This window comes from Flavobacterium araucananum (assembly GCF_002222055.1).
In the GTDB taxonomy this organism is placed as follows: domain Bacteria; phylum Bacteroidota; class Bacteroidia; order Flavobacteriales; family Flavobacteriaceae; genus Flavobacterium; species Flavobacterium araucananum.
In genome coordinates, this window is record NZ_MUGS01000003.1 from 1 (window position 1) to 12853 (window position 12853).

Annotated in this window: 12 protein-coding genes; 4 read left to right on the plus strand and 8 right to left on the minus strand. The window is 33.1% G+C overall.

Going from position 1 to position 12853, the window contains the following annotated elements; all coding sequences use genetic code 11:
* The coding region (locus B0A64_RS25050) for a hypothetical protein (RefSeq protein ID WP_089477949.1) at positions 1 to 792 on the plus strand (792 nt) is incomplete at its 5' end.
* A gap of 13 nt (positions 793 to 805) precedes the next feature.
* Positions 806 to 1336, plus strand: coding sequence for a hypothetical protein (locus tag B0A64_RS02390; protein WP_089477950.1), 531 nt, complete (start codon positions 806 to 808; stop codon positions 1334 to 1336).
* 215 nt (positions 1337 to 1551) lie between these two features.
* Here the strand turns inward: B0A64_RS02390 and B0A64_RS02395 are convergent, their stop codons facing one another.
* The 4 genes from B0A64_RS02395 to B0A64_RS02410 all read right to left on the minus strand — a co-directional run bounded on the left by B0A64_RS02395 (position 1552) and on the right by B0A64_RS02410 (position 6248).
* Positions 1552 to 2379, minus strand: a complete 828-nt coding sequence (locus tag B0A64_RS02395; RefSeq protein WP_089477951.1) for a KilA-N domain-containing protein — start codon at positions 2377 to 2379, stop codon at positions 1552 to 1554.
* Positions 2380 to 2581: 202 nt separating this feature from the next.
* Positions 2582 to 4108, minus strand: coding sequence for a Dyp-type peroxidase (locus B0A64_RS02400; RefSeq protein WP_089477952.1), 1527 nt, complete (start codon positions 4106 to 4108; stop codon positions 2582 to 2584).
* A 40-nt stretch (positions 4109 to 4148) separates the two neighbouring features.
* Positions 4149 to 4820: a hypothetical protein gene (locus B0A64_RS02405; protein WP_089477953.1), complete on the minus strand. Its 672-nt coding sequence runs from the start codon at positions 4818 to 4820 to the stop codon at positions 4149 to 4151.
* A 231-nt stretch (positions 4821 to 5051) separates the two neighbouring features.
* The gene (locus tag B0A64_RS02410) at positions 5052 to 6248 is read right to left on the minus strand and encodes a C1 family peptidase (RefSeq protein ID WP_089477954.1); all 1197 of its coding nucleotides are present in this window, start codon (positions 6246 to 6248) and stop codon (positions 5052 to 5054) included.
* A gap of 346 nt (positions 6249 to 6594) precedes the next feature.
* Between B0A64_RS02410 and B0A64_RS02415 the strand changes: the two genes are divergently transcribed.
* Together B0A64_RS02415 and B0A64_RS02420 are read left to right on the plus strand one after the other, a co-directional pair.
* Positions 6595 to 7392, plus strand: a complete 798-nt coding sequence (locus B0A64_RS02415; RefSeq protein ID WP_089477955.1) for an AraC family transcriptional regulator — start codon at positions 6595 to 6597, stop codon at positions 7390 to 7392.
* A 79-nt stretch (positions 7393 to 7471) separates the two neighbouring features.
* Complete coding sequence (locus tag B0A64_RS02420; protein ID WP_089477956.1) at positions 7472 to 8332, plus strand: CPBP family intramembrane glutamic endopeptidase; 861 nt, start codon at positions 7472 to 7474, stop codon at positions 8330 to 8332.
* Between the two features lie 133 nt (positions 8333 to 8465).
* Here the strand turns inward: B0A64_RS02420 and B0A64_RS02425 are convergent, their stop codons facing one another.
* The 4 genes from B0A64_RS02425 to B0A64_RS02440 form a co-directional block, all read right to left on the minus strand.
* Positions 8466 to 9647 carry a BamA/TamA family outer membrane protein gene (locus B0A64_RS02425; RefSeq protein ID WP_089477957.1) on the minus strand — a complete coding sequence of 394 codons (1182 nt, stop codon included), beginning with the start codon at positions 9645 to 9647 and terminating at the stop codon, positions 8466 to 8468.
* Between the two features lie 79 nt (positions 9648 to 9726).
* Entirely contained in the window at positions 9727 to 10698 is a 972-nt protein-coding gene (locus tag B0A64_RS02430) for a SphA family protein (RefSeq protein ID WP_089477958.1), read from the minus strand.
* 59 nt (positions 10699 to 10757) lie between these two features.
* Positions 10758 to 11945, minus strand: coding sequence for a helix-turn-helix domain-containing protein (locus B0A64_RS02435; RefSeq protein ID WP_089477959.1), 1188 nt, complete (start codon positions 11943 to 11945; stop codon positions 10758 to 10760).
* Between the two features lie 140 nt (positions 11946 to 12085).
* Positions 12086 to 12667 (minus strand): DUF4136 domain-containing protein, encoded by a 582-nt coding sequence (locus B0A64_RS02440; RefSeq protein ID WP_089477960.1) that lies wholly within the window; start codon positions 12665 to 12667, stop codon positions 12086 to 12088.
* Positions 12668 to 12853 lie beyond the last annotated feature (186 nt).

The window sequence follows — 12853 nt, forward strand, 5'->3', positions numbered from 1 at the left end:
GCTTTTACCAATTGGTTTACACAACTACAAGACGAAGAAAAAATATTCAATATTTCACAAAATAAGTTTACTTCATTAGATAAAATTGAAAAAGTAAACTTAAGACAAATTGAAAATCATCCCAATGTTTACTTTGGAATGATGAGTACAGGAAATTTTGGAAGTAGAAGGAATTTAAAAGATAGTCGAAATAATTCTAGAAGAGAAAATCCTAAAAGAATTGAAGAAGGTGAAGAACAAGAAAACTATTTTTTACTTGGATTTAAAACAAATGGCAACATTGATTTAATTATCCAAAATGCAGGGCGCGGAATTAAATCTTTACACCTTAAAAATTATTTAGACAAATATATATTGACATATCTAAATTCAATAAATATTGCAAAAGAATTTAAAATAGTTGAAGGCGCTGTTATTTCTAGTGAAGACATGATGATCGACAGATTAGATCGTGTTACGAAAACAAAAATATTTATTGATAAATCAATACTAGGAGAAGACGGATTGAATTTAGCTAATAGAACATTGCAAGCAAGAGAAGAGTTAGTAATAGATGTTAGAGCACAAAAAGGACAGGATATCCGAGATTTACTAACTGATGTAAGACAAAAATTAGTTTACAATACCAAAATTGACAAGATTTGGATCGAAGGAAAAGATAATAATGGAAATATCAATCAATTTTATTTGGATAAAATTCAAAAAAGTACCTTTGTAACAATTGATATTGAAATAGCAACCGGATCATTGGTTGGAGAAAGTATGAAGAGAGAACTGTTGAAATTATTATAAACAACAAAAACATATGATTTATAAAAGTTATTTAATTCTTATAAGTGATTATTTATTCACTTTAAAAAAGAATATCTATTTTGACGTTGTTTTCCCATTTGCACTATCATTAGTTTTGGGCATATTTTTGATTTTTAACTTTTTAAACTTTGATAAGAATTTTATCGTTAATGCAACGACAGTATTAGGAATATTAGCTGGTTTTAACATGACAGCAATAACCATTTTGACTTCAACCAATAACGAAACTGTTCAAGAATTAAAAGAAAAGAAAACAGATATAATAATTGATGGCTTAGAAGTTAGCTTTTTCAGAAAACTCTATATTTTAATAAGCTATTCGGTTTTAATATGTTTAATAACTATAATTGTAAATACTATTGGTTATTTAATTTCTTGGGATAAAATTTGCGAAATCAAAACCTTAAAAATTTTAAAAACTATAGATTTATTTTTGATCTTACATATATTCTTTGTTAACATAAGAAATATTACTTCTTTATATTTCTTATATTTTAATGAAACAAACTTAAAAGGTAAATAGTTTTTATCATGCTAAGAAAAAAAACTCCTCAATTCAAAAATTGCAGTACTTTCTCTATTTTATAAAAACCTTAAATTTTTAAACTCCTAACTTTTTAGCAATTTCAATAGGAACTCCATCTTTGTTTATCATTAAGACATTCGTTTTCTATTTCGCGAAATTTTTGATTACAAACAAGAATCCTTTGTAGTCTTTTGTTTCTCCATAAGAATTTTTCACGATGTAATATTCTTTAATACTGTAGTATTAATTAGCGATTTCATTTGACTTATAGCGATTTCATTCAATTTTAATAACCGCTCGTTTTGTTCTATATCTTGTTGTATTAGCATAGCATTTATACTTTCAAGATTAGACAGCACAACTAGCTGCTCAATAGATGCTATATCTCTAATATTTCCTTTTTCGTTAGGATTTTCAATACGCCATTGTTTTGCTGTTTTACCAAACAAAGCAACGTTCAATATATCTGCTTCATCTGCGTAAATAAAATTTCTTTGATTTGTTTTTAGACTTATCGGAATTAGATTTTCTTTTATTGCATCCGTGTGTATTCTATAATTAATTTTAGAAATGGTTCTTTGCAGATTCCAATCTAATTTTTTAGTACTATTCTCTTCCTCCTTTAAACGCTGAAATTCTTTTATTAAATAAAACTTGAATTCTGCGCTCAACCACGTAGCAAATTCAAAAGCAATATCTTTATGAGCAAACGTTCCCCCATATCTACCCGTTTTCGAAATAATTCCAATAGCATTAGTGGATTCAATCCATCTTTTCGGAGTTAGTGAAAAACTGTTAGAACCTGCCATATTTTTAATTCCATCGAATTCGATGGAATTAAAATCAGGATTATTAAATTTTTCCCATAAACCAATAAATTCAATAGTGCTCCTGTTCCTCATCCAGTTTTGTAAAATATAGTCACTGCGTTCATTATCTCTATGTTTTGCAATATCTGTTAGCGATATAAAATCTTCTTTATTGTCTTCATACAAAACAATATCAATACCTTTTACATTTATTTTTTTATTTTTTGACATATCGTTTTGAGAGAAAAGTATTAATTAATTTAAAGATCAAATATACATTTTATATAAATAATTGCTTTAATTAAAAACTACAAAAAAACTAGTTAAATACAAAGGTCTATATTCTAAAAGCAAAAATTAAGGATAAAAAAAGCGCCTCAATTACTTGCAGCGCTTTTTCTATTTATTTTAAATCTGAAATAAAATTAAACCCCTAATTTACACTAAGAGATGGCGGGATTATTCCTTGAGCAATTTGTTTTAAACCTGTAATAGATGGTAAAAACAAATACAAACTCCCGTCGGTACGAATAAAACGGGTAAGATTAGGGATTTCCTGATAGGTACCATTTTTATTATACGCAAAAATGGCATCGCCCGGAGTAGTGTCTGAAACCTGCGGGCCAAAAAGCGGATCAACACCACTATAATTTGGTGAGGCATCCGGGGTTATAAAACCACCCTTTTCTAACCATTGCATGGTAACAAAACGAAATTGAAAATCAAGAACAGCACCAATAAACAGTCCAACTAACCCTCTTTGTATGCCGCTTTTTTCGCCCGCATTATAAACAGGTCCATAAGGCGATGCACGCCTTAAAATTCTATGTGTTTGAGCATTATCATCGTTATCGGTAACATTGGTGTCGTCTCGCGGGTTTGCTCTTCGAATATGCGCTGCATACGGACATTTTAAACCCAACTCATCGCTGCTCTGATCCCCTTGCTGGTTTGGGCTGGGTGCTAAATAATCGAAATTTGTAAAATTAAAATTTTTAGTACTTGGCTCTCCCAGACTTTTATCTTCTTTATCAGGAGATACGACAAGAGGCGTGCCATCGCGCCAACGTCCGCACATTTTTGCAGCCATTAGCTCCGGCGAAGTTTCGGTATCCGAATGAATAAATGCATTAAACTTAGCTTCATCCTGATACAATAATCTAAAGGCGGCAAATGTACCATTGACCAATAATGGATGAGCAAAATAATCGTCAGCATCGTTATTTATCACAAAGCGATTCAAAGGTACTACCGGCCTGTCGTCGATACTGCTAATGCCCATTAATTTTCGCATTTTGGGCTTATTCCATAAAATATCATCAATGCGGGGCTGAGACAAACTATCACGATAACCAAAATGCACATAGTCTGAATTGCCATCAACTGTGATAGGATCTGAATCCTGAAAATATACCGGAGCTACTGATAATCCTGAGCCTGTTTTTGAAATCATGCCCAGCAATGTTTCATAATATTTTTCTCGGTTTTCCGGAGTCAGTGTAAAAAGCGTTAACTGAATATGAAGTTCATTACCTGTAGTAGTTGGCGGTGTATCTGAGATCCAGCCTCCGTTTTTCCACCAGTTAATTGGGGCACTTTCGTCAGTATCGCCTATATTATTTGCATCGAGAACAGCTCCCTCAGAAAATGACCCAAATATTTCCATACTTGAATTTTTACCTACATCTGTACATTGTTCCTCGCCTATTAGTTGCTTTAAACCTGAATATGTAAAACCTATGTTAAGGCAATAATCAGGTTTTACCATGTTTTCCCAAGGCTCTGCACTAGTAATGCACATACCTCCCGAACCGGTTCCTGAAGCAAGATCTGCACAGAATTTTTGTGCTCCGGTTATGTCTTCTATCTTTAAAATGATATACCTGATATACGGAAAATTATATCCCCGCAATATCAATCCTTGTATATCATTCATGTCAACCTGATTAGAATTGCTCATAGTTTGTCTTAATTAATTTAAATGGGGGTAAGATGCCAAACTATTTGCAATTTGGTTTTTGAGCCTTTGGAAAAGCATAACTAACCTGACCTGCAACTGGTGGCCATATTGTAGCTGCATCTGGAAATTTATCAATAATTTTTGCTACTGTAAGTCCTGGGAAATTTGTACCAAAAACATATTTTCCGTTTTTGTCACCGGCACATAAAACCGGATCTCCAAAATTGTAGCGCATTAATAGGCAATAAAATGCAAGTGCATTTTTTTCAAGTCCTTTCTCTAATATAAATTTTGCTGATGTTTGTCCGTCTGGATCTACACCCGGAATTCCTGTTTCATCCATTATACTGAGTAAAAATTTTAGCCCTTCTACAATTTCAGGAATTTTGAAAAATGCACTTATATAAGCATCAAACTGTCCGTCATAGATAGACATCACTACTAATACATCTTTTCCAGGATAGGATTGAAACCCCGGTACCGGTATTCCTGCTGTAGGTTTTCCGTCTTCCTGCCCATAAATAGTAAAATAATGTACTCCGGTTGTTTTGCGAAGATCTCCACCAGGAGCTGTAAGTGGTACGGCAGCTTGCCTTACTTTTTCGGCAGTACTCTTTGCCAATTCTACAGAACCTTTTTTTAAGGGAATAAATAAAAATAACAAATGTTGTTGATCTGTTATGGGTACGGTAATAACTTGTTGTGTTGACATGGTTTTATTGTTTATTTGATTATCCTACTCTGTTAAGGCTTTTCGGAAAACGCCTTTAATTGCTTAAACAAGACGAAATTAGGAATACTAAAAACCATTAAAACGAGTAGTTATACCTGATTTAGAACGTGTACATTATTGGCAAATGGAACTTAAAACGCACAAAAAAGTCAAAAAAAAAGCGCTGCAATTGCTTGCAGCGCTTTTTTGATAGTATAAAATACTGAACTCTTAAACTCCTAATTTCTTAGCAATCTCTGTTGGGATTCCTCCTTTGTTTACTAAAAGTGCTGTTGTTTTATATTTCACGAAGTTTTTAGTTACAAACAAATAACCTTTGTAATCGTTTGTTGCTCCCCATGAATTTTTTACGATGTAATATTCTTTTCCGGTTTGATCTTTTGCAAGACCAATAATGTGCATTCCGTGATCGTCTGTTGTAGTATAGTTATCAAACGCTGTCTGACGCATTTCAGGCGTAATTTCAGGTTCTGCTTTTGGTCCGTTAAACATGTCTGCTTTTTCTTCGGCAGTCATATCATCGTATTTTTTTGTTGGCACATAAGCTACACCATTTTTCCAGCTAAAGCTTTTCTCACTTACATCTGTTGCCCACGCTACAGTATATCCTTTTTTCAAAGCATTGTCAATAACATCTGTCATATCATTTACTTTTACATTATAAACCTGATCAAATGACCAGTTGTCCGGCACCATCATGGTTGTTTTTTGATAATATGGAGACGTTGTAAACGATGACATTTCTATATACTCATCAGGATTAATCCCTACTACTTCTTTGGCAAAAGTTTGTGGCGTGTAGTTTTTTCCTTTGTAGGTAAAGTTTTCCGGCACGGTTCCTAAATAAGAATCGATAACGGCAGCATACGCTTTTTGCCAGTTTGGTGTTAATTCTCCGTTTGGATTTTTAACCACAGCAGTCAGAACTCCTTCGATAAGCGCTGCCATTTCTCCAAATTTATTTTTGTCTGTTCCGTAGTTCAGTCCTGTGTAAACTTCTCTGGGCACAGTTCCGTATTTTTTATACATATTAATTACATCGTGCAATGCTCCACCGTCGCCTAAAGTAACTGCTCCGTGCATGCGTACATAATTAACTCCTTTTTCTACATATACATTTCTTGCCGAAAAAATCTGAGACAATTCTACCGGTTGTTTTCCTAAACGAATCATTTCTGACTCTAAGAAAGAGTTCGTAGAATAACTCCAACATGTTCCTGAAGAACCTTGTAATTTTACCGATGTTGTTCCCAGATTAATTACATCTGTAAATTTAAAGGCTTCTTTACTTTTTTCGCTTGCATTTAGTTTTAGTGAATTCACTAAAATGTCTTGTGCAAAACAGCTTGTTGCTCCAACAAAAAAAACCGAAGCGGCAAGTACTGATTTGAATGAAAATGTATTCATAATTTATATTTAATGATTTAATAAATTAGTAGTTGTAATTTACTTTATGTTACAAAACAATTAAATTTTACATAAATAAACTAACCTTTAAGCGTTAATATTTACAAAATGTTTTTATTAAGCTATAAAACCTTACAAAATACGCAAAATCATTAACTATTTGATAATAAAAAACAAAGACGCTTTTTATGCTTAATCTATGGGATACAATTATTTTCTATACCTGAAAAATGTAGCTCTTTTTTTAGTTAAAAAAATATCTCTTTGACTTATTTATAATGCCTGTAGCGATACTGAAAGAAATGTATTAATTTGGCTGTTGTAAATGCATTCATAATCTTAAAAAATGTACGAACTCCAAAAAGAGAAATATCTGGGTAATGCCAAAAACATTTTTAACAATAAGCAAGGAATTGCGGTTGTCGAAACGGAGTATAAAAACAAGGTTTACGAAGGATGGCATTCGCACAATAATGCTCACATTACTCTTTTTCTAAAAGGCGGAACTGCCGAAAAAAGAAAAAACTCAAGTACGATTGTGGGTCCGGGTTCGCTACTTTTTTACCATAGCGACGAATTGCATTTGAATCAGGACACTCTTTTTCCGTCTAAAAATATTAATATCGAAATAGAAGAAAATTTATTAAAAGAACTTCAAATTTCTGAAAGTATCATCGAAAAATCTGTTCAGAATACAATGCTTACCAAATTTTTGATTCTAAAGATTTTTAAAGAATCTATGGTTGCCGATACTTTTTCCGGCGATACCATTAATATGTTGTTTGCACAATTATCGAATGCCAATACTCACTTGGAGCGATTCGAAAAAAGTCCGTTTTGGGTAAAAAGTCTAAACGAATTACTAAATGATTGCTGGAACGAAAATCCAAACTTACAGGATCTTGCTCAGGTTTTAAATTTAAACCCCATTACGATCTCAAAACATTTTCCTAAATATTTTGGTTGCACTTTAGGCGAATACATGCGCCGTATGAAGATCAATCGTTCGCTTTTGCTGATAGAATCCAACCAAAGTAATCTAACTGAAATTGGTTTTCAGTGTGGTTTTGCAGATCAAAGTCACTTTATAAGAACCTTTAAAAATCAGACCGGATTTTTACCCAAACAATTTCAAAAATTATAAAGCAGGCAAATTTCGTTCTATTTTTTGGTTTTGATGTCTTCTACTTTTGCTGCATCATAAATCATTAAACCAAATCTAAATGGAAACTCTTACTGCAAAACAAAAAATCTTCAATTACCCTGTTACAAAAATCATTCTTGCCCTGCTTACCTTTATGGCAGTTGTTATTATAGGGCAGCAAATTGCTTCAAAACTACTAGTATTAACACCTCTTGATAAAAATTACAGAAACCTTCTCAAAGGTCTTTTTGTCTCGGCATCATGCGTTTTGAGTTATATTCTTTTCTTTAAAAAATATGATAAAAGAGCCGTGACTGAATTTGCTGCAAAAGGACTTGCAAAAAATCTTTTTATTGGCACTATGATTGGTTTTATATTGCAATCGCTGACAATTTTAGTAATCTATCTTAATGGCAGTTATAGTGTTCTGCATATCAATCCCATTTCATTCATCCTGATTCCATTTGCCATTATGTTTACGGTAGCTATTATCGAAGAAGTTCTGGTACGTGGCATTATATTTAGAATTCTGGAAGAAAAACTGGGCACGTATATTTCTTTAACTATTTCTTCGGTTTTATTTAGCGTTTTTCATCTGCTAAATCCTAACGGCACTTTGATATCGGCAATATGCATTACTGCTGCGGGTTTTTTAATGGGAGCTGCTTTTATTTATAGTCGTAATTTATGGATGCCTATTGCTTTACATTTTGCCTGGAATTTTACACAGTCCGGTATTTATGGAGCAATAACTTCTGGAAACGAAAAAACAAATAGCCTTGTAGAGGCCAAAATACAAGGTCCAGAATTTATTACCGGTGGTGCATTTGGTCCCGAAGGATCGATACAGGCAATTGTTTTTTGTATACTGGGAACGGTTTTTTTATTGGCATTAAGCCATAAAAACAATCAAATTATTAAGCCTTATTGGAAAAAATAATCAAGAACAAAGTTCTGTAAGATTATTGCAGGACGAAAAGTTTTTTTGCCACAAATTTCACCAATTAACACGAATTGAATTTGTGCTAATTGGTGAAATTCGTGGCCCTGTTTCATTCTTTCTTATCGAAGTTTTATCTCAGCCAATTGCTCCCAAAAACTATATAATATGCCCAGTCTTCAGGGCCTTTTGCAACATCTACACCCATCCTGAGTTTAAACTTTCTGGCCAATAAATATCTAAAACCCGATCCGTAACTGTATACAACCGGTTTGGCAAAAGCCTTATCCCATTCGTTAAAAGCACTTGCTACACCACCATATCCCATAAGACTCCATCTTCTGTACAAATCCCATCTAAATTCAGTTTCGAAAATCAAACTTGTTTTTCCCTGATATCTTCCTGCAGGAACTCCTCTTAAGTTTATTCCGGGCAGAAGATAAAACGGAGGTTTCCCAAAAGATTGTTCTCCCTCAATCCTAAGTCCGCCTATTAATTTTTTTGTTACCGGATAATATCCAATCGCAGATAAATTTAGACGCCAGGAATCATAATCACTTCCTATTGCGTTATCTGACCAGAAGAAATCAGATTGCAACCGTATCCCTTTATCAGGAGTAAAAATATTATCCCGACCATCAAACTGAATCGCTCCTCCCAATTGACTTACGGTACTCTTTATATCTTTGGGTGTTGCAAAAGAAGGGAGATTTTCTGTTGGAAGATTAATATCAGAATTTAGAAAAAGATACTGTGGTCCGGCGCTCCATTTTGGATTTCTAAATTGTCTGAGCCATTGGGTATAAAAGGCGTATGATTTAAAATTAAGCTTGAATTCTTTGTCATTTCCATTAGGCAAATTTTCGTAAAAGGAAAGATTCATGTCGCCATAACCTCCCATTACGCGGTATAAAATCCTTGATTTTATTAAACTTCCGGAACGAAATCCGCCAACCATCCAGCTTTTATTCCCGGTATACATTCCAATTCCTCCCGTTATATCCGGGTTAATGAATCTTTTTTTGCCGTTTTCGTCAATTACCGGAGCATGTTTTTTAAGAAAAACCGGTACAATTGCACCTCCAATCCCCCCTAAAGCAGGCTCGGTGATAACTGTGGGAACGACAATAAAACCATGAGCATAAATAATATAATCGCTTAAATCGAATGCGCCATCCAGAGAATCTTTTACCGTTATATGTGGTTTCTGCCCCATCATTGTGGTAAATGATAAAAGAACCAAAGTATTTAAAAGAACTAATTCCCTAAAGTGTTTTATGTTTTTCATAGCCGAATCTGAATATTTATTTCTCATTTAAAATAATTTAGAATTTATCGCGTCCTTAAAAAACCATCAACTACAACCAAAAACAATCCTGAAACTGTCCTTAGAATTATTCTTTTTTTAAACTAAAAACATGCGCCAGTGTTATAAAAAAGGTGTTGCCCTGAAATCTATTTACGGCATTAACCTCAGCAATCCAGCGTAGTCCGGCAGAAGTACTGCAACCTATATGAAAATAATTGATTTCAGCTCCCAATCCGCCAACATGATCTTTATCTCCTTCGAGAACTCCAATAACCGGTAACGTAATTTTATCACTTGTCATTTTATATTGCAGGTAATAAATTAATCCGGCATTAATTATTGATTTTGGGGCTGTTTTTTCAGCATTCAAAACATAAAACGTTTTTCCTAAACCGCCTTCAATACTTAAAATGTCTCCCGTTTTAATATCTGTATCTTTCTTTTTTCCGTTTATTTCATAAGAGGCTAAAGCCGAGAAATGAAAGGTCTTTTTATCATTAAAAAATACAGTTGTTCCGGCTGAAAACTCGTTCATAAACATTCCTAAACCGCTATTATCAGAAGCTCCGGCAGTAAATCGTCCTGTGGGCAAATACACTTGATAACTAAAAATAAAATCGGCTCTCTTTTGATGCCATCCTAATTGCAAAGGTTGCACATACATATCTGTAAATGCGAGAGAATTTTTGGCATTTACATTATTTCCCTGAATGGTATTTGCTGCAAAAGCCAATAAAATACTTGCTCCGTAAGTAGCGCCTAAAATCTTAAAATCACTTACATAAGATGCTCCTGCTCCTGTGATTGTCATTGTTAAATCAGGATTTGCAATCGACTTGTCGCCATTGGCATTCCGCAAGGAAGAAGCCGTATAAAAATAACCCGGCACGTATACACTCAAGGTTTTTTCAGGTGTCTGAGTTCCTGATTGCAATCCCATAGCACCAAGAATATGACCTCCTTTTAGCTGTGCCTGACTAGAAAAACAAACGAACAGAAGTAATATGCTGTAAACTAATTTTATGGTTTGTCTTTTTATATTAAATTTCGTTTTCATAGTTACTTTTTTAAAAATTAATGAGATACCATCCCTTCATTTTACAAACTATTCTTTGTTTAGTTTGAAGCTTGCTTAAAATAATAAGCACTGGTTTTCTCCGGACTAATTCTAATTACTTTAAAATATTCAGATGGTGATTTTCCGGTATGTTTTATAAAAGCCCTAAAACAGGTTGTTCTGGATTTAAACCCAGATCCCCACGCCATACCTTCGAGTGATAAATCTTTCCATTCAGGATCGTTTATTTTTTCTTTAAAATATTCTATCCTTTTTAAGTTTACGTAATCCTGAAAATGAAGATTAAATTCTGAATTGATTAAGTTTGAAATGTGATGTACTGATATTCCGCTTTCATCAGCGATATCGCGTATTACTAAATCTTTTTTCAAGAAGAGCTCTTTCGATTCAAAAATGCTGTCTAATTTATTGAGGTATAGTAATCTTTTTTCCAGCGTTAATTCTTTAACCAGTGGCAAAGTCGTTTTACTTTCGTTTGTGGTTACGATTTCTAATCTTTTTTCGATAAACTCAGAAGTTTCATTTATATCGTAAAAAATTTGAGGTTTAAAATAAAGCCAGCTTACTGTAAAAATCAAAACAGATGATATTAATATGTAGCAGGAAAAATCAACTCTTTGTACTTGCGTAATTAAAAAATAATGCACAAAAAGTGTTGAGAACAAAAACAATATCATCAAGTTATAAACTCTGATCCAGCTTAAAACCTTCATTTTATTAAAATGATTTTCTTTGAATTTTTTCAAATCATAATTCAAAATCATCATAGTTTGGCAAAAAGCATACAAGAGCCAAACGGTTAAACTTAGCATCGAAAAAGGGCTACTTGTTTTGGCAGAGATGTAATGAATCAACTGAAGATCCATATAATTTCCAATCCATACAAAAAGCGTTAAGCTAAAATAGATCATAAAGGGTAAAAAATGCAGCCAGTCGTACTTTCTAAATATTCGATTAGAAAATAAAATACTTCGTACATATAAAAAAGCAGAGGGCGCAACTAGAAAAATGAATGATTTTGTGATCATAAATAAATCCGGAAAATCTTTGAACCCATTTGCTGATAAGTAAAAATTGTATACACTTACTACTGCCAGACTAAACAAAAAGAGTCCCAGAAAAAAACTTTTTGAGTAATTTTTTCTCGAAAAAAGAACCATAAAGGATGTCGCAAAACCAACTATTGTAGCTATAAAAAAGAAAAGCGAAAGTATTATATCGATCATGAGCTTTAAGCTTAATTTATTTAGTTTATTCCTTTTCCTTTTAAAATAAATTTAAAAAAGAAAGTTTCTCTATAATTGCTATAGCACTGTACTTATCTGCCAGGAGATAAGTACAGCTGCTTTACAACAATTATTTTAAGCTATTTTTTTACCAATCCGGGAGGAAAACCTGCGAGAATTTTTTTGATTGAGTTCGAAACAAATTCTTCGGGATTGTCTGGCTTACTATCGATTTGAGCATTACCGATTCCTTGCCAAACCAGTTTTTGAGTTTTCGAAGATACAATATCAATTACCAGAGAACCATCAACATAATCGTAAGTATTAAATGTTGTATTGGCATTTCCCATCATTGCGCCGCCGCCCCAATATCCATACGGACGGTACATTCCGCCATAACCATAAAAGTCGGTGTTTGCAGATACTGATGTTTTATTTTTTAATATGGTTACTGCGTTTACTTTTAAATCCGGATTTGTAGTGGTTTCTGTAAAACCTTTACTAATAAGTTCTGCACGAATTGCCTTTGTAATGCGGTCAACATTTAATTGATTTATCTGGCCTTCCTGTGCTTTTAAATCATAAAAGGCAAAAGTTTTATATTCGCTAAAATTAGCCGAATGATCATAATCAGTGGTAACTTTTACAGTTGGAGAGCAGCTGTAAACTAAACCCAAAAATAAAATTGGGATTATACGAAGATTCTTTCTTTTAATATTCATTTTGTGGTATTTAAATTAATGATTAAAATTTGTTTACTGGAAATTCTTAAAATCGTGCTTAAATCCTGAATATGGCGGAAATCGTATTAAATAATTGCCTGTTTTTACACAAATAACTATCATTCAATACCTTAGTATATATTCAAAGATAAATTATTTTATTTAATTGACATGTACAAATACAAA

What these genes read in the sequence shown, in the direction of transcription:
- B0A64_RS02420 (WP_089477956.1), top strand. Translation starts at nt 7,472, where the DNA reads ATGGAAACTCTTACTGCAAAACAAAAAATCTTCAATTACCCTGTTACA.
- B0A64_RS02410 (WP_089477954.1), bottom strand. Translation starts at nt 6,248, where the DNA reads ATGAATACATTTTCATTCAAATCAGTACTTGCCGCTTCGGTTTTTTTT.
- B0A64_RS02430 (WP_089477958.1), bottom strand. Translation starts at nt 10,698, where the DNA reads ATGAAAACGAAATTTAATATAAAAAGACAAACCATAAAATTAGTTTAC.
- B0A64_RS02435 (WP_089477959.1), bottom strand. Translation starts at nt 11,945, where the DNA reads ATGATCGATATAATACTTTCGCTTTTCTTTTTTATAGCTACAATAGTT.
- B0A64_RS02400 (WP_089477952.1), bottom strand. Translation starts at nt 4,108, where the DNA reads ATGAGCAATTCTAATCAGGTTGACATGAATGATATACAAGGATTGATA.
- B0A64_RS02415 (WP_089477955.1), top strand. Translation starts at nt 6,595, where the DNA reads ATGTACGAACTCCAAAAAGAGAAATATCTGGGTAATGCCAAAAACATT.
- B0A64_RS02405 (WP_089477953.1), bottom strand. Translation starts at nt 4,820, where the DNA reads ATGTCAACACAACAAGTTATTACCGTACCCATAACAGATCAACAACAT.
- B0A64_RS02425 (WP_089477957.1), bottom strand. Translation starts at nt 9,647, where the DNA reads ATGAGAAATAAATATTCAGATTCGGCTATGAAAAACATAAAACACTTT.
- B0A64_RS02390 (WP_089477950.1), top strand. Translation starts at nt 806, where the DNA reads ATGATTTATAAAAGTTATTTAATTCTTATAAGTGATTATTTATTCACT.
- B0A64_RS02395 (WP_089477951.1), bottom strand. Translation starts at nt 2,379, where the DNA reads ATGTCAAAAAATAAAAAAATAAATGTAAAAGGTATTGATATTGTTTTG.
- B0A64_RS02440 (WP_089477960.1), bottom strand. Translation starts at nt 12,667, where the DNA reads ATGAATATTAAAAGAAAGAATCTTCGTATAATCCCAATTTTATTTTTG.